Here is a 17,521-nt window from a genome sequence, read left to right as displayed (position 1 = left end):
AAAGTCCGCAAGTTAATTTACTTGCGGACTTTAATATTTTATTCTTGTTTCTTTTTTAAAACTTATGTTCGTCTTTACTTATCACCAAAAACGAAAACAAAGAAATACAAGCAGCCGCAGTTAAATACAATCCTACATAACTCACGCTATAAGTTGAGGCCAGCCAAATTGCTATCATAGGCGCAAATGCCGCTCCAAGAATTCCTGCCAAATTAAAAGTTAAAGATGCACCAGAATAACGAACGTTTGTTGGAAATAACTCCGATAAAAAAGTTCCCAGCGGGCCATAGGTGAATCCCATTAAAGCCATTCCGATACAAGCAAAAATAGTAACCAGCGTAATATTTCCTGAACTTAAAAAATAAGAAAAGAAAAATCCGAAAATTGCAATCGCTATTGTGGCAAAAATAAGCATTTTACGGCGACCAATTTTATCTGCTACAACAGCCGAAACTGGAATAAAAACTGCAAAAAACAATACCGAAAATAATTGAATTAACAATCCGTCTCTTTTTACAATTCCTAAGTCAGAAGTTGCCCAACTCAAGGTAAAAACTGTCATCAGATAAAAAACCAGAAAAGTCGTAATAGCGCAAAATGTCCCAAAAATCAATTGATTTTTATACGATTTAACTAAAGCCAAAAAAGGAACTTTTACTTCCTCATGTTCTTTTTTAGAATTTTCAAACGAAGGAGTTTCACTAATTTTTGTTCTGATATAAAACCCAACAACAACTAAAAGCGAACTCGCAATAAACGGAATTCTCCAACCGTAATCCATAAAATCTTCATTGCTCATAGCATCTGTCAGCAATAAAAAAGTACCGCCCGAAAGCAACAATCCTATTGGAGCTCCTAATTGCGGAAACATTCCGTACCACGCACGTTTATTAGGAGGCGCATTTTCAATTGCCAATAAAACGGCACCGCCCCACTCTCCTCCTAAACCAACTCCTTGTCCAAATCGGCATAACATCAACAATAAAGGAGCCGCAACGCCAATACTAGCATAACTTGGCAAAAATCCAATTGCAACCGTCGAAATTCCCATAGTTAACAAAGCTGCAACTAAGGTAAATTTTCGCCCAATTTTATCTCCATAATGTCCAAAAAAAGCAGAACCTAAAGGACGAGATAAAAAAGCGATTGAAAAAGTAGCTAAGGATTCCAGAGTAGCAATAGTCGAATTAGCGCCGGGAAAAAATAATTGTGGAAAAACCAATACTGCAGCATTGGCATAAATATAAAAATCAAAAAATTCAATTGTGGTACCTATAAGGCTTCCAAAAAGAACATGTTTTAAAGAGTTTTTCTGATCGGGGCTAGTTTTCATGTAAATTAGATATAACTTTTTTTTGATTACAAAAATATAGTTTCATTATTAATAATTTACATTTAACCAAAATAGTTTCAAAACATCAATTGCTTTTTAACAAATTCACTATGTTTTTACTTTTTACAAACTGCCATTTTATCCAAATTTAAAAACCTCATTTCATGAAGTTTAAAAATCATTAACAAAAAAACAAATCATAAGCAATCGTTAAAAACGTTTTTAACTCTATATTTTCATTAAATTTACAGCTATCAAAAATAAATCTAAAATTATGCCTACCGACTGTATCAGCTATCAAAACTCAGGATATTTCTCTACATTGATACAAGATTATTTAGATCAAAAACCAGCGCTCCAATCTTTATATAATAATTTTCCAACATTGGAGAATTTCGAAAAACAAATTCAGGAAAAACAATCGAATTTTGACAACAACAACCGAATTCCTTTGGTTGAAACGCTAAAAAAGCAATATCAAAATATTGAGATTTCGGATTTAACCAAACAAAATATTGAGCTTTTAGCATTAGAAAACACTTTTACGATTACAACTGGCCATCAATTAAACTTGTTTAGCGGTCCTTTGTATTTTTTATATAAAATCATTTCGACAATTAATTTAACAAAAGAATTAAAGTCAAAATATCCCTCAAATAATTTTGTTCCAATTTATTGGATGGCAACTGAAGATCATGATTTTGAAGAAATTAATTACTTTAATTTTAAAGGAAAAAAATTCAGATGGAACAAAGAAAGCACCGGTCCTGTCGGCCGACTTTCAACTGAAGGTTTAGCAGAGTTTTTCGAAATTTATTCATTAGAACTAGGATCAAATACAAACGCAAATACTTTAAAAAAACTTTTTGAAGATGCTTATTTAAAACATGAGAATCTAGCCGATGCAACGCGTTTTTTAGCCAACAGTCTGTTCGCAAATTACGGATTAGTGATTTTAGATGCTGATGATGCCAATTTAAAACGTGCTTTTATTCCATTTGCAAAAGAAGAGTTGGAGAAAAACACTTCTTATAAAGCTGTTCAAAAAACAACTGAAACTTTAAAAGATTATACGGTTCAGGTAAATCCGCGAGAAATTAATTTATTTTATATAGAAGATAATTTACGTGAAAGAATCATTTTTGAAAACGATAAATATCACGTTAACAATACCAAAATATCATTTTCTAAAGATGAAATCTTTCAAGTTTTAGAAAACAATCCAGAGAAATTCAGCCCAAATGTAATTATGCGTCCGTTATATCAGGAAATTATTCTTCCTAATTTATGTTACATTGGCGGAGGTGGAGAAATTGCTTATTGGCTGGAATTAAAATCTTTTTTTGATGTTGTAAATATTACTTTTCCAATGATTTTAGTTCGTAATTCTGTTCTTCTCACAACAGAAAAACAAGCTAAAAAAGCCGATAACTTAAGTTTGACCTGGAAAGATTTATTCACAAAACAGGAAAATCTAGTAAATGCGATTACACACAAAATTTCATCTTTCCCAATTGATTTAACGCCACAAAAAGAATTGCTGAAAACACAATTTGAATATCTTTACAATCTAGCCAATCAAACTGATAAATCTTTTTCTGGTGCCGTTAAAGCTCAGGAAGCAAAACAGACAAAAGGTCTTGAGAATTTAGAAAAACGTTTATTAAAAGCACAAAAAAGAAAATTAAGCGATCAATTAGAACGCGTAATCGACTTGCAATGTGAATTGTTCCCAAATAACAGTTTACAAGAACGTCAAAGCAATTTTTCTGAATTTTATCTGGAAAAAGGCGAACAATTAGTTCCACTTTTAATCCAAAAACTAAAACCATTAGAAATGAATTTTAATATTATAACAATTTAAAAAACAATAAAATAATAATTCTGAGAACCAAATAACCACCTATCTTCTCAAAATTATTATCGAATAAACCAAATAGCGATTTTTAAAATTATTAACTAACCTATTTACCCTAAACCAATGGTAAAAGAACGCTTAATTTCGCTAGATGTCTTTCGCGGACTCACTATTTTATTAATGACAATTGTCAACAATCCCGGAGACTGGGGCAATGTTTATCCGCCATTACTACACGCCGAATGGAACGGTTGCACGCCAACCGACTTAGTTTTTCCATTTTTTGTATTTATTATGGGAGTTGCCGTACCACTTGCAATGCCTGATAAATTCTACGACAGCACCACTTTCAACAAAATCCTGATTCGTTCGTTAAGAATGTTCTGTCTTGGAATCTTCTTTAATTTTTTTGGAAAAATTCAGTTATTTGGACTTGAAGGAATTCCGCTTTTAATTGGCCGTTTAGCCATAACTATTGCTGTTGGCTATGCTTTAATGGGAAGTTTCAGTTCAAAAATCAAAAACATTTTAGCATTTTCAATTCTGATAATTTACTTATTTCTGGTTTATAGTGGTATTGAAGCTTATCACGATGTCAGGCTTCCGGGGGTTTTACAACGAATCGCGATTGTTTATTTTGTAGTTTCGCTTTTATATTTAAAAACTTCTCAAAAAACACAAATTATTACCGGAATAGTTTTGTTACTCGGATATTGGGCAATAATGACACTAATCCCAGTTCCCGGAATTGGGGAAGCAAATCTTGATAAAGGAACAAATCTCTCTGCCTGGCTAGATGGCGTTTTATTAAAAGGACACATGTACCGAGGCACCGTAACTTGGGATCCTGAAGGGATTTTAAGTACCCTTCCGTCAATTGTAAATGGAATTATTGGTCTATTGATTGGGAAAATTCTGCAATTAGATATAACCAAAATTCAAAAAGCCCAAAAAATGGGTATTGCAGGAACCGTACTTATATTTTTTGGTTTGCTTTGGGATGTTGCTTTCCCAATAAACAAATCAATCTGGACTAGCAGTTATGTTTTATATACAACAGGACTGGCGACAGTATTTTTAACCGTTTTGTATTTAATAATCGATATCAAAGATTATAAAAAAGGATTTAAACTGTTTTTAATCTGGGGAGTGAATCCAATGATTGTATTTTTTACATCACAGATTATTCCGCAGGCTTTAGTAATGATTGAATTCCAAAATCCGCATGCTCCTTCAGAAAAGATCAACTTATTAAATTACCTGTATAGTTTTTGGATTGCACCATTTTTTAATAATCCAATGACAGCTTCATTAGCTGGAGCATTAGTTTATGTAGGTATTTGGACATTTATCTTATGGATATTCTACAAAAATAAATTAATATTTAAAGTATAATTTTCCTTATCAAATTATCAAGAGGCGAACAGTTGTCCGCCTCTTTTTTTATGGCAATATTCATAATTGACACTTTTCTTAATCAAAACATCATTCTAACCTATTTAAATTATGAATTTATTAAAATCAATTCACAAAAAAAGTCTACTTTTGCACAAAATTAAAAATAAGCAATAAAATGGCAACAAATAGAACTTTTACAATGATTAAACCAGATGCTGTTGCAAACGGACACATCGGGAATATCTTAGCAATGATTACTAATGGAGGTTTCAAAATCGTTTCATTAAAATTAACTCAATTAACTGTAGCTGATGCTAAAGCATTTTACGCAGTTCACGCAGAAAGACCTTTCTACGGAGAATTAGTTGAATTTATGTCACGCGGACCAATTGTTGCTGCAATTTTAGAAAAAGACAACGCAGTAGAAGATTTCAGAACTTTAATTGGAGCTACAAACCCAGCTGAAGCTGCTGAAGGAACTATTCGTAAAGCATATGCTACATCTATCGGAGAAAATGCAGTTCACGGTTCTGACAGCGATGAAAATGCTGCTATCGAAAGTGCATTCCACTTTGCTGGAAGAGAGCAATTCTAATTTTAGACTTCTTAGACAGTTAGAATTTTAGACTGGCTTGGATTTACTTAGATCTTAGAATAAAAAATAAAACCCACTTCAATGAAGTGGGTTTTATTTTTTTGACAATTTATTTTAAAACAATCTAAAATCTAAGTAAGTCTAAAATTCTAAGAAGTCTAAGCGAGTCTAACGCAAAACAACATCCTTCACCACCTCACGTCCCAATTCTTCATTAATCATCTTTACGATTTTTGATTTTCCGTGGCTTAATTCTTCTCTTAAAACAGCCGAACCTAATTCAACATAAAGCGTACTTCCTTTCAAAACAACATTTCTCGTGTATGTTTTAACTCCATTTCCCATTAAGTTTGCCCACGCCTCTTTTACATCAATTTGATCCATTCCAGGCTGTAGTTTATTCACCTGAATGATCTGCTGCAAAACAGCCCCAATCGTACTTTCGTTATTTAGTCTTTTTGCCATCATTCAAAATATTAATTGGTTCCGCTTTTTTATAATGATATTCTTTGTTCTGATCATTTTTCACCACAAATTCCTTATCCGAAATTGAAACTAATTCCTCACTCCATTTGGCATAACTCGTTTTATAATCCAAAAAAGTCCCTTTGTCTGTAAATCTAACAGATACATTTTCAAAAGTATTTGTTGTCAAAAAAGTTCCATCCAGTTGCGCCATCACTTTTGTCCTTGTTCCTTTTCCTTCTTTAATTTTAAAAAAATCAAAGTTTTCGTTCATTCCGTACGCCTTCTCTTCACCTTTATCAAAAACTACTTTTTCAATTTCCCAATATCCATTCAGTTTTGCAATGTCTGCGGGTTTTATTTCCTGTTTGCAACTCACAAACAAAAGTGATAAAACCAAAATCATAAAAGCGTTTTTCATAATAATTTATAATATTAATAAGGAGCTATTTCCTGCTGTCCGCTGTATCTTTTGCGCCGAACCCCGGCACAAAAGGATGCCGCTCCCATCAGGGCTAGGGCTCCCGTTTTCAAAAGAAAATTTAGTGAATTACAAAGGTAACTTTATATCATATAAAAGAAATAAAAATTTACAAAACCCATTAAACTATTTTACATATTTTTGGTCAAACCCCCAACCTAAACAAAAAAACCATGACCAAAACTATTTGTACCATCCTGACAATCTTATTGTTTGCAAGTTGCAGCAAAGATTCTAGTGAACCAGAAACAACTCCTTCAGAAAGCATATATTTTCCGCCCTTAACAGGAAATACTTGGGAAACGAAATCAATAGCTGATTTAAAATGGAATCAAAATGCCGTTCAGCCTCTTTTGGATTATTTGCAGCTCAAAAACTCCAAATCGTTCATAATCTTAGTTAACGGCCGAATTGTGTTAGAAAATTACTTCAACGGACATTCAGCAACAACACCATGGTATTGGGCCAGTGCCGGAAAAACATTGACTTCAACCGTTACCGGAATTGCACAGCAAGAAAATTTATTAAATATAAACGATAAAGTTTCAAAATATCTGGGTACAGGCTGGACAAGCGAGACATTAACACAGGAAAACCTAATTACCTGCAAACATTTATTAACGATGACATCAGGATTAGACGACAGCACAGACGATGTCGAACCTGCCAATTTAAAATACAAGACCGATGCCGGTTCTCGATGGGCATATCACAATGTATACGTAAAGTTACAAGATGTTGTCGAAAAAGCAAGCGGACAAAAATGGGAAACCTATTTCAACAGTAAATTAAGAGACAAAATCGGAATGAACGGTAATTGGGTTCAAATCGATGTCAACAGCGTCTATATGAGCAACACAAGAAGTATGGCGCGTTTTGGGCTTTTAATGTTAAACAAAGGAAAATGGGAAAACAACACCATTTTGAACGAAGCTTATTTTAACGAAGCCACAACAACTTCTCAAAACATCAATTTAAGCTATGGCTACTTATGGTGGCTAAACGGAAAAGCTTCCTACCATTTACCACAATCGCAACTTACTTTTCAGGGAAGCGTAATTCCGACTGGCCCAAGCGATATGTTTATGGCTTTAGGGAAAAATGATCAAAAGATTTACGTAATTCCGAGCAAAAAAATGGTTGTAATCAGAATGGGCGATGCGGCAGATAATGTCAATCTTGCTTTATCCGATTTTGACAAAACACTTTGGGAAAAAATTAATGCCTTGTACCAATAAAAAGAGCTTTTAAATGGGAAAGAAGATTTAAAAACCTTTCCCATTTAAAAACTCATGCTATTTCAAAAATAATAACTGAATAAAATTATCGTTTGGTTTTCATTCTTTTTAAAACTCCCATAAAAAAGAATCCTATCCCAAGAACCAATAAAATATAGTAAAAAGAAAGACTGTTATCTCTTAACACATTTGCCAAAACAAAACAGATAACGCTCGCGAAATAAAATACTACAGGCGATGCATTTTTTATAGATTCAAAACTCATTTTTAATTATTTAAAGAAACTGTCAACGAATTCATATTTATTAAAAACCTGTAAGTCTTCAATTCCTTCGCCAACACCAATATATTTTACCGGAATTTTAAACTGGTCCGAAATACCAATTACAACCCCTCCTTTTGCTGTTCCGTCTAATTTAGTTACTGCAAGTGAAGTCACTTCAGTCGCTGCAGTAAATTGTTTTGCCTGTTCAAAAGCATTTTGACCTGTTGAACCATCTAAAACCAAAAGTACGTCATGCGGAGCATCAGCAACTACTTTCTGCATTACACGTTTTACTTTTGTCAACTCGTTCATTAAGTTGATTTTATTGTGCAAACGTCCAGCCGTATCAATAATAACAACATCGGCATTTTGAGCCACAGCAGATTGCAAAGTATCAAACGCTACAGAAGCAGGATCACTTCCCATATTTTGTCTTACAATTGGCACATCCACTCTATCGGCCCAAACTTGCAATTGATCAATTGCAGCAGCACGGAAAGTGTCAGCGGCACCTAAAACAACTTTATGTCCCGCTTTCTTAAACTGATACGCTAACTTACCAATCGTTGTTGTTTTTCCAACACCGTTAACGCCAACAACCATTAAAACATAAGGTTTTTTAGCTGCAGGAACTTCAAATTCTGTTGCTTCTCCAGTATTAGTTTCAGACAACAATGCTCCAATTTCATCTCGAAGAATCTGATTCAATTCGTCAGTTCCTAAATATTTATCTTCAGCAACACGTTTTTCGATTCTCTCGATAATTTTCAAAGTAGTATTGACACCCACATCCGAAGCCACAAGAACTTCTTCCAAATTATCTAAAACATCATCATCAACTTTAGATTTTCCGGCAACGGCTTTACTTAACTTTGAGAAAAAAGTAGTTTTTGTTTTTTCAAGACCTTTGTCTAAAGTCTCTTTTTTTTCGGTAGAGAATAATTTTTTAAAAAAACTCATTTTTTTGTAGATTTTTTTGATTATCAGATTTCTTGATTTTCAAATCAGAAATCAAAATCTTTAAAGAAAGTGCAATTGTTTTTCAAAAAAGAGTCAATTGTTACGATTCTCTAAATTTTTAGACAAATATAGGTAATAAAAAAGCTACTTCCGAATGAAAGTAGCTTTTCTATATAATGTAATTGTAATTATTTCTTTTTCAAGAATTCATCAACTTCTTCAGGAGCCATAATAGATTCTACGAATGTATATGCACCAGTTTTAGGAGATTTTACCATTTTGATGGCTTTTGATAATCTCTTAGAAGATGTTTGTAACGATGCTACGGTTTTCTTTGCCATGATTCAAATGTTATTTGAAGCTTTTATAAAACTCTCATGGCTAAACCATTCGAGATTTACAAAAATCTCTAATTATTACTTAATTTCTTTATGAACAGTTACTCTTTTCAAGATTGGATTAAATTTTTTAATCTCTAATCTGTCTGGAGTATTTTTTTTGTTCTTAGTTGTAATATATCTAGAAGTTCCTGGAACACCAGAAGTCTTGTGCTCAGTACATTCTAAAATTACTTGGATTCTATTACCTTTCTTTGCCATCTTGCTATATATTTATTTAGGAAAAGATTATTTGATAAATCCTTCTGACTGCGCTTTTTTCAAAACAGCAGTGATTCCATTTTTATTAATTGTTTTTATCGTAGATGCTGCTACTCTAAGAGTAATCCATCTATCTTCTTCTGGAAGATAAAAACGCTTTTTAACTAAGTTTACAGAAAACTTTCTCTTAGTTTTGTTCATAGCGTGAGAAACGTTATTTCCTACCATCGCTCTTTTACCTGTAAGGTCACAAACTCTTGACATTATACTTATCTTTTATCGTTATTCAAAATCAGGGTGCAAAGAAAAGAAAAATAAACCATTGTAGCAAAAAATTATTGCACAATTTTTAAAATTTCTTTCTGCAATATTTCCAAACTCTTAATTGTTGCTCTATCTATCACTTTTTCACGTGGTTGCCCAAAGTTAAATTCTTCAACAATTATATCATCCGGAGTTGCTAAAGCTATGAAAACGGTACCAATTTCAGCATCTGAGTCGCCTTTTGACGGACCGGCGTTCCCGGTTGTCGCAATTGCATAGTCAGTTTTAAGCATCTCTTTAACGCTCAAAGCCATAGCCTTTGCAACTTGCCCACTTACCACCGAATATTCATCAATTAAATCCTGCGAAATCCCCAAAACATTAGCTTTAACCTCAGTCGCGTACGAAACAACACTTCCTTTGAAATATTTTGACGAACCTTGTACTGAAGACAAAAGCGAAGCAATTCTTCCTCCGGTACAGCTTTCTGCCGTTGAAATTGTTTTATTTTGTTTCGAAAGCAATTTGCCAATTACGGTTTCAATTGTTTCATTTTCTTCGTAACCTACTATTATATCATGGATTATCGCATCCAACGAATGAACGTTGTCTTCAATTGCTTTTTCTAATTCTTCTTTATTAGTTCCTCTTGCAGTTAAACGCAAACGCACTCTTCCCGGATTTGGCAAATAGGCTAATTTGATAAAATCGGGCAAATTATTTTCCCATTCTTCTATACGCTCTGCCACTAAACTTTCACCCTGACCATAGGTCAAAATGGTTTTATGAATGATATAGGGACGTTTGTATTCGCGTACAATTTTCGGAATTATTTCTTCTTCAACCAAATATTTCATTTCATATGGAACTCCCGGAAGCGAAACAAATACGGTATTTTCCTTTTTCATCCACATTCCTGGCGCAGTCCCAACCTGATTATGAAGAACCGTACAAGTTGATGGAACCAAAGCCTGATCTTTATTCAATTGTGAAATTGGTCTTTTATAGAAACCTTCAATCAATTGTGTTACGTGCGCTAAAACTTCTGAATTCACAACTAACTCATCATCAAAATATTCGCAGAAAGTTTTTTTAGTGACATCATCTTTTGTCGGACCTAAACCACCGGTTACAATAACAATATCAACTTTATTTTGAAGTTGGGAAAAAGTATCTAAAATTTGTTTTTTATCGTCACTTATTGAGATCATTTCCGTTACTTCAACTCCAATTCGGTCTAATGATTTCGCAATAAAACCTGAATTCGTATCAATAATCTGACCTATTAATATTTCGTCCCCTATAGTTATAATAGTTGCTTTCATAACATTAAAATGCTTTATTATTTCTTACTTAAGTAAGTCAAAAATTTACAATGGAATATTTTAAACTTTGTCTTTTGGGGAGGTATTAAAACGTCTTTTACAAGTTAAAATCCGCTTTCACAAAATTTAAGAATAACAATCTTAACTTATTCCTGTTTTTTTTCGCAGAACAGGAATAAATCAGATTTTAAATTTAAAGATCAAAGTCTTTTTTTATTTCTTTTATTGCTTCTTTTACTTGTACCTTAATACTTTTAAAAGTTTCAACAATATCTTTTTTCTTGCCTTCTGCTTTTGTCCAGGCTTCTACTTGAAGAATTTCTTCGAAAGCCACATTCAAACCCATCAAATCCAGTGTAGGTTTTATTTTGTGCGCATACGAATAGGCATATTTATGATCCTTTTTCTTAATTCCTTCTTTGATTTGCTTTAAATCTTCAGGAACTTCAGTAACAAATAATTTAAGAATTTCATTTACAAATTCCGGATCATTATCTGAAAGCGCATATACTTTCGAAAGGTTATACTTTAAAGCCATTATTTTACTTGTATTCTGAATAATTTTTTATCTTCTAAAAATCCTTCTAAAACATCATTTGGTTTTACAGCAGCAACACCTTCAGGAGTTCCTGTAAAAATAATATCTCCAATTTTTAATGTGAAAAACTGCGAAACATACGACACAAGCTCATCAATTTTCCACAACATCAAACTTGTATTTCCTTTTTGAACGGTTTTAGAATTGTTTGTCAACTCAAAAGTAAGATTTTCCACAGAAACGAAATCACTTTTTGGTAAAAAATCTCCAATGACCGCAGAACCGTCAAATGCTTTTGCTTTTTCCCAAGGCAATCCTTTTGCTTTCAATTTATCTTGTAAATCTCTGGCAGTAAAATCGATACCAACACTAATCTCATCATAATACTTATGAGCAAACTTAGGTTCGATATACTTTCCTACTTTGTTAATTTTAACAATTATCTCTATTTCGTGATGAATCTCCTCAGAAAATTCTGGAATTACAAACGGATGTTGTTTCAACAAAACTGCCGAATCCGGTTTCATAAAAACCACCGGTTCATCTGGACGTTCGTTTTTTAATTCCGCAATATGATTAGTATAATTTCTACCGATGCAAATAATCTTCATTTCTTTTTAAGTTGCTAAGATTCTAAGGCGCTAAGATACTAAGAACTTAGCGCCTTAGAACCTTAGCATCTCAGAACCTTATTTCGTATTTAATTTTCTTAATTTAATTCCTGTCAAAACTTTTTTGGTATACAAAGGAAAATCGGCATTTTGGATCCAGCTGAAATATCCAGGTTCTGTTTCCAAAACTTTTTCAACTTTGACACCTTTGTGTTTTCCGAAGGTAAAAATCTCTTCATCATCTTGATCAAAAGCAATCATTCCGGCAAAATCAGCAATTTTTTTACGCGTTGTAAATTCAGACAATGCTTTCATATCATTTTCCAGTTCCGGATAACGATCTAATTGTGCTTTTAAAATTTCGTAAGTCGCCATTGTATCAGCTTCTGCTGAGTGTGCATTTTCAAGACTTTTTCCGCAATAGAATTTCAAAGCCGCACTCAAGGTACGCTCTTCCATTTTATGAAAAATAGTCTGCACATCTACCGAAACCTTATTTTTCATATCAAAATCAACTCCCGCGCGAAGCAATTCTTCGGCCAAAAGCGGAATATCAAAACGATCTGAATTAAAACCTCCCAAATCACTATCTTTTATCATATTATGAATATGTGGAGCCAGTTCCAAAAAAGTCGGCTCGTTTGCCACTTTTTCATCGGTGATGCCATGAACAGCTGTAGTTTGCGGAGGAATTGGAATAGTCGGATTTACTAACCACGTTTTACTTTCCTTATTTCCGTTTGGAAAAACTTTGAATATTGAAATTTCTACGATACGATCTTTACCGATATCAATTCCAGTTGTTTCAAGATCAAAAAAGCAAATTGGTTTGTTAAGTTTTAATTCCATTTTAATTTTTATAAGATTACAAATGTAAATTTTAAAGCCGACTTTTCCGACCCTATTTTTATTTTTTTGCCCACAATTAGACTATTTTTTAAATTTTAACTTCGAAAAAGAATCTAAAATAGCGTTGTCTAAAATTTATTTTTCTATTTTTTCACTAATAAAAAACCCGGAAAACGAAATCATTTTCCGGGTTCAAAATTTATTTATAAGTAGATTAGAAATCTCTATCTACATCAAAAGCTTCTAAATATTCTGCTACTCTTTTTACAAAACTTCCTCCTAATGCACCATCAACAACTCTATGATCATAAGAGTGCGACAAGAACATTTTTTGGCGAATTCCGATGAAATCACCTTCTGGAGTTTCAATAACAGCCGGAACTTTACGAATTGCTCCAAGTGCTAGAATTCCAACTTGCGGTTGATTGATAATTGGCGTTCCAAAAACACTTCCAAAAGTTCCTACATTCGTAACTGTGTATGTTCCTCCCTGAGTATCGTCTGGTTTTAGTTTTCCAGCTTTTGCACGGTTTCCTAAATCGTTAACCGCTTTTGCCATTCCAACAAGATTTAACTGATCTGCATTTTTAATTACAGGAACAATTAAATTTCCATTAGGTAAAGCTGCCGCCATTCCTAAGTTTATATTTTTCTTTTTAATGATATAATCACCATCAACAGAAATGTTCATTCCAGGGAAATCTTTAAGCGCTTTTGCAACCGCTTCCATCATAATTGGTGTAAAAGTCAATTTTTCGCCTTCTCTTTTTTCGAAAGCTGTTTTAACTTTATCTCTCCATTTTACAATGTTTGTTACGTCAACCTCAATAAACGATTGTACGTGTGCTGAAGTCTGAACCGAAGCCACCATGTAACCTGAAATCAGTTTACGCATTCTGTCCATTTCAATAATTTCGTCACCTCCATTTACTGAAACCGGAACAGTCTGCTGACTTTTTTGAACTATTGGTTCTGGTGCTTGAACTGCCTTTGGAGTTTCAGCAACAACTTTTGGCGCTTCTTCAACCGCTTTTGGTGCCTGAACAACTCCTGATTTACGGTCTTCAACATATTTTAAAATATCTTCTTTGGTAACTCGCCCATCTTTTCCTGAACCTTGAATACTATTAAGTTCAGCAACAGAAACTCCTTCTTCTTTAGCAATATTTTTTACTAATGGAGAAAAGAATTTATCCGATGAAGCAAAATCCTGAGGAGCACTTACAGTTTCTTTTACCGCTTCAATTGTTTTTTCAATTTCTGCCGCCGCTGCCGGAACTGCTGCTGCTTCAACTTTTGTTTCAGCTGGAACATCACCTTCTGTTTCAATAATTGCAATAGTTTGTCCTACCTGAACTAAATCATCTTTACCAAATAACTGTTCAACTAAAACTCCTGATACCTCGCTCGGCACTTCGCTGTCAACTTTATCAGTTGCTATTTCCAGTACAGCTTCATCAGCTTCAATTCTGTCTCCAACTTCTTTCAACCAGTTTGTAATAGTTGCTTCAGCGACACTTTCTCCCATTTTAGGAAGTTTTAATTCAAATCTTGCCATATTGTTAACCTCAAGGGTGATTTTGATTTTCAGATTGCGAAATTACCGAATTTTTTAAATATAAATTACATTTAATATAATTTTTTACTCAATTTTTACAATTTGCCCCCTGTCATTTCGCGAATTGCTTCCAATAATAAAATTTGTTTTTTTGGGGAAAATCTTAAAAGTAACGTTCTTATCTTTAAGAGTTTCTATGATTTTGATACATTTTTTGAATGAAATGTACTGATTATCTAAAATAATCTCAACCTTTTTACCCTTAAAAATGTGGCACGAATTTACCATTTTTTCTTTTTTGAAATCTAAAAACTCCATTTTATTTTTTAGAATTGCAGGCAATTTTTCAGACAAAATACTATTTGAAGAATAAAAAATATACTTTTCTGGCAAAAGTTTTCGTTTTGGTTTTCCTTGAAACATTTTAACAAAAGCAAAAAACCAAATCCCGATTTGAATAAAAGCACTAAAAAACAATGACTTCTTGAAATGCTTTTTATAAAAGAAATTCATTGCTTCCTGAAAACGTTTCATATATTTTTCATCTTTTATTGTGCTTTCACCTTTATAATGCAAAACCGTTGTTTCATGAAAATAGTAATTTGACTTTTGTTTGAGCAACGCACGATACGACAAATCGATATCATCGGCATACATAAAACAGTTTTCGTCAAAACCTTTTAGATCCAGATAAAGTTCACGTTTCATAAACATAAACGCACCAACAAGAATTTCAACTTTTCCGTTTTCATTTTCGTCAATATGCTGTGCATAATATTGATTGAAAATTTTCCATTTTGGAAAGATTTTATAAAAACCTAAAACTTTCGTAAAAGCAACCCAAGGCGTTGGAATACCACGTTTGCTTTCGGGCAGAAAATTTCCCGTTCCGTCGATTAGTTTGCACCCAATTATTCCTAAGTCTTTTTTTTCCTCGGCGAAAGCCATAACTTTAGTAAAAGTATCTTCAGCAACGACGGTATCGGGATTCAAAATACATATATATTCTCCTTTTGCTGCCCCAACTCCAATATTATTACCTTTTGGAAATCCGAAATTTTCTTTGTTTTGAATGAGTTTAACCGAAGGAAACTTTTCCTGAATCATCAAACAGGAATTATCTGCCGAATTATTATCAACCACAATAATTTCAGCATCAAGCGTTGCAATTGCTTCCTGAACGCTTAAAACGCATTGTTCAAGAAAGTATCTTACATTATAATTAAGGATTATTACCGATAATTGCATGAAAATTTTGGGCTGATGATTTTTGGGGAAGTTAAAAATTTTCTGTCAATCCCAATCGTAAAGACCAATCGTTTTTACTTATTCCGTAATCCAAAGCTAAATTGCTGTTGTTTTTTTTATTCCATTTAATTCGGACCCCCGTTCCAACCGCTGGATGCCATTTGTCAAATTGATAGGTATCCAGTTTTGAAACCGATGAAATATTGGCAAAAAAAACGGCTCCAAAAAAACCATTTCTGGTTATATCAGTTCTATATTCGGTTTCAAAATAAATCAATGCATTGCTTCGGTATCTGTTTTTTGTAAAACCGCGTCCCGTTTTTCCATCGCGATCCCAACCAATACTCGGCAAATCAAGATAATGAGGTTTTCCACCAAAAGTAGACCAATAAAATGCTCTCGATGCCCAAACACGATGTTTTGTTTTACTGAAAGAATGGTATTTCCTTGCATCAAAATACAAGGACTGCCATTTGTCGCCATTTACGCCACTTGTATTTATTCTCAAATCGGCTTCTATATACATTCCTCCTTCGGGATTAACGATGTTTTTTCGGGAATCGTACAAACCTTGAATCGCAAATCCAAAAGAAGTTTCATCTGAAAAATCGCCATTCATATATTTTACATAGTCTGTTTCTTCATCTATATAAGAGTCCTCAGAAATATTAGTGTAATTATCATAAAGAAACCCCATTCCTAATCGATAATTACCAGCAACTTTTCGCGTAATAAATTGATAAAATCGCCATTGCTTATAATCTAAAGTTGACATTTCTTCTTTTGAATTATTATCGCCCAAGCCGTAAGTAAGCTGCGGATAAATTAAATAACGATAATCGCCAATGAAATTCCACTTATTTTCTTTTGTATAAATATAAGATTGAATTGGAAACACATATTGATTGCTAAAACTAAAATAAGGCGAAAACGAAACCTGTGACATGTTTGTTGTTTCATGGTCCTCACCCAAATAAAAAGTAGTCAAAAAAGAGATTACGAGTCCGTTTGAATTATTTGCACCAATTGGAACTGGCAATAGAGAAAAAGCCAATTTTCTATCTCTGCGTTCGTTGATTGTATCGTTTTTTTTAAAGATTTTTTGAATGACGTCTAAAATATCTTGACTTTGCACAGAAATACTATCATTTTGCGAATAACAAAATGGCGAAACAAAAATTAAAAACAAGATAAATTTTATTTTTAAACCACTCATTAAAAAGAAGTTAAGAATGTATCCTAACAAATTTAAAACTTTATTAAGACAATAACATCTTTTCAAAAAGAATTACAGAAAGAAAATTAAGTCGGTAGAAAAAGTATCTTTGAGAGAACGAATATTGATTTCAAAAACAAATTTAATTATGCTTCGATTGTTTTATCTGCATGTCGCATTTATCTTTTTAATTTCCAGTTTTAACAACAAATCCAGTTTAGAATCAATAAATCTTGTAAAATCAAATACTTGGTTTATTGCTGGTCCAGCCAAAGAAAATCAGGAAACGATAAACACTATTCGCCAAAAAGAAGGCATTATAAGAGTTACTGCCAAAGAATTTCCGAGAGGAGAAATTGAATTAAATGTGACTATTATTCCATCCGATACAAATGACGGAAAACCGAAAAATTTAGCCAACGACTCTGGTTTTGTTACTATTATTTACAAATCGACTCAGCTGATAAAATTGCAGGCTCGAGAAGGAAATCCGGAGGGAACAGGTTGTGTACATGGAGGTTCACATCCTATGGCAGATTTGCCAGCATCTCCTAATGAGTTTACAACTTTAAAAATTCCCTGGAAAAACTTCAGACAAGATGGATTAGCTGATGGGCGACTTTTGAATATTCATAATCTGTGTAAATTCAATTTTGTGAATTACAAACCTATTCCTGGAGCGTCATTAGAAATAAAATCTGTTATAATTCAAAATTAAAG

19 protein-coding genes are annotated in these 17,521 nt (G+C 33.1%); 5 read left to right on the top strand and 14 right to left on the bottom strand.

What is annotated here, in order from left to right; genetic code table 11:
* Positions 1–55 precede the first annotated feature (55 nt).
* Positions 56–1,333 (bottom strand): MFS transporter, encoded by a 1,278-nt coding sequence (locus tag ACWA1B_RS10750; RefSeq protein ID WP_456906711.1) that lies wholly within the window; start codon positions 1,331–1,333, stop codon positions 56–58.
* Positions 1,334–1,607: 274 nt separating this feature from the next.
* Here ACWA1B_RS10750 and bshC point away from each other — a divergent pair, with 274 nt between their 5' ends.
* The 3 genes from bshC to ACWA1B_RS10735 all read left to right on the top strand — a co-directional run bounded on the left by bshC (position 1,608) and on the right by ACWA1B_RS10735 (position 5,184).
* Complete coding sequence (gene bshC, locus ACWA1B_RS10745; RefSeq protein WP_456906709.1) at positions 1,608–3,197, top strand: bacillithiol biosynthesis cysteine-adding enzyme BshC; 1,590 nt, start codon at positions 1,608–1,610, stop codon at positions 3,195–3,197.
* A 117-nt stretch (positions 3,198–3,314) separates the two neighbouring features.
* Complete coding sequence (locus ACWA1B_RS10740) at positions 3,315–4,586, top strand: acyltransferase family protein (protein WP_456906707.1); 1,272 nt, start codon at positions 3,315–3,317, stop codon at positions 4,584–4,586.
* 178 nt (positions 4,587–4,764) lie between these two features.
* Positions 4,765–5,184, top strand: a complete 420-nt coding sequence (locus tag ACWA1B_RS10735; protein WP_012026941.1) for a nucleoside-diphosphate kinase — start codon at positions 4,765–4,767, stop codon at positions 5,182–5,184.
* Positions 5,185–5,352: 168 nt separating this feature from the next.
* Here the strand turns inward: ACWA1B_RS10735 and ACWA1B_RS10730 are convergent, their stop codons facing one another.
* A complete protein-coding gene (locus ACWA1B_RS10730) occupies positions 5,353–5,649 on the bottom strand; it encodes a DciA family protein (RefSeq protein WP_035647835.1) in 297 nt (98 codons plus the stop codon).
* Positions 5,630–6,070: a hypothetical protein gene (locus tag ACWA1B_RS10725; protein WP_456906705.1), complete on the bottom strand. Its 441-nt coding sequence runs from the start codon at positions 6,068–6,070 to the stop codon at positions 5,630–5,632. The genes ACWA1B_RS10730 and ACWA1B_RS10725 overlap by 20 nt, the downstream gene beginning before the upstream one ends.
* 233 nt (positions 6,071–6,303) lie before the next feature.
* Here ACWA1B_RS10725 and ACWA1B_RS10720 point away from each other — a divergent pair, with 233 nt between their 5' ends.
* Positions 6,304–7,368, top strand: a complete 1,065-nt coding sequence (locus ACWA1B_RS10720; protein ID WP_456906703.1) for a serine hydrolase domain-containing protein — start codon at positions 6,304–6,306, stop codon at positions 7,366–7,368.
* Between the two features lie 271 nt (positions 7,369–7,639).
* Here ACWA1B_RS10720 and ftsY read toward each other — a convergent pair whose 3' ends face one another.
* The 11 genes from ftsY to ACWA1B_RS10665 form a co-directional block, all read right to left on the bottom strand.
* Positions 7,640–8,593 (bottom strand): signal recognition particle-docking protein FtsY, encoded by a 954-nt coding sequence (gene ftsY, locus ACWA1B_RS10715; protein WP_456906700.1) that lies wholly within the window; start codon positions 8,591–8,593, stop codon positions 7,640–7,642.
* Between the two features lie 188 nt (positions 8,594–8,781).
* Positions 8,782–8,934 carry a DUF4295 domain-containing protein gene (locus tag ACWA1B_RS10710; protein ID WP_008468081.1) on the bottom strand — a complete coding sequence of 51 codons (153 nt, stop codon included), beginning with the start codon at positions 8,932–8,934 and terminating at the stop codon, positions 8,782–8,784.
* Between the two features lie 75 nt (positions 8,935–9,009).
* Positions 9,010–9,192 carry a 50S ribosomal protein L33 gene (rpmG, locus tag ACWA1B_RS10705; RefSeq protein WP_008253902.1) on the bottom strand — a complete coding sequence of 61 codons (183 nt, stop codon included), beginning with the start codon at positions 9,190–9,192 and terminating at the stop codon, positions 9,010–9,012.
* 27 nt (positions 9,193–9,219) lie between these two features.
* Complete coding sequence (gene rpmB, locus ACWA1B_RS10700) at positions 9,220–9,456, bottom strand: 50S ribosomal protein L28 (protein ID WP_008468080.1); 237 nt, start codon at positions 9,454–9,456, stop codon at positions 9,220–9,222.
* 71 nt (positions 9,457–9,527) lie between these two features.
* Positions 9,528–10,781 carry a CinA family nicotinamide mononucleotide deamidase-related protein gene (locus ACWA1B_RS10695; protein WP_456906698.1) on the bottom strand — a complete coding sequence of 418 codons (1,254 nt, stop codon included), beginning with the start codon at positions 10,779–10,781 and terminating at the stop codon, positions 9,528–9,530.
* A gap of 193 nt (positions 10,782–10,974) precedes the next feature.
* The gene (locus tag ACWA1B_RS10690) at positions 10,975–11,319 is read right to left on the bottom strand and encodes an Hpt domain-containing protein (RefSeq protein ID WP_456906696.1); all 345 of its coding nucleotides are present in this window, start codon (positions 11,317–11,319) and stop codon (positions 10,975–10,977) included.
* Positions 11,319–11,930 (bottom strand): fumarylacetoacetate hydrolase family protein, encoded by a 612-nt coding sequence (locus tag ACWA1B_RS10685; protein WP_456906695.1) that lies wholly within the window; start codon positions 11,928–11,930, stop codon positions 11,319–11,321. The genes ACWA1B_RS10690 and ACWA1B_RS10685 overlap by 1 nt, the downstream gene beginning before the upstream one ends.
* A gap of 78 nt (positions 11,931–12,008) precedes the next feature.
* A complete protein-coding gene (locus ACWA1B_RS10680) occupies positions 12,009–12,779 on the bottom strand; it encodes an exonuclease domain-containing protein (RefSeq protein ID WP_456906693.1) in 771 nt (256 codons plus the stop codon).
* Positions 12,780–12,993: 214 nt separating this feature from the next.
* Complete coding sequence (locus ACWA1B_RS10675) at positions 12,994–14,337, bottom strand: dihydrolipoamide acetyltransferase family protein (protein ID WP_456906691.1); 1,344 nt, start codon at positions 14,335–14,337, stop codon at positions 12,994–12,996.
* Between the two features lie 84 nt (positions 14,338–14,421).
* On the bottom strand, positions 14,422–15,585 hold the full coding sequence (locus tag ACWA1B_RS10670) for a glycosyltransferase family 2 protein (RefSeq protein ID WP_456906689.1): 1,164 nt from the start codon (positions 15,583–15,585) through the stop codon (positions 14,422–14,424).
* A 31-nt stretch (positions 15,586–15,616) separates the two neighbouring features.
* Entirely contained in the window at positions 15,617–16,801 is a 1,185-nt protein-coding gene (locus tag ACWA1B_RS10665) for a BamA/TamA family outer membrane protein (RefSeq protein WP_456906687.1), read from the bottom strand.
* A 109-nt stretch (positions 16,802–16,910) separates the two neighbouring features.
* Between ACWA1B_RS10665 and ACWA1B_RS10660 the strand changes: the two genes are divergently transcribed.
* On the top strand, positions 16,911–17,519 hold the full coding sequence (locus ACWA1B_RS10660; RefSeq protein ID WP_456906685.1) for a hypothetical protein: 609 nt from the start codon (positions 16,911–16,913) through the stop codon (positions 17,517–17,519).
* Positions 17,520–17,521: the final 2 nt, after the last annotated feature.

Source organism: Flavobacterium xizangense (genome assembly GCF_054075145.1).
This window is presented reverse-complemented; position numbering and strand designations above follow the sequence as displayed.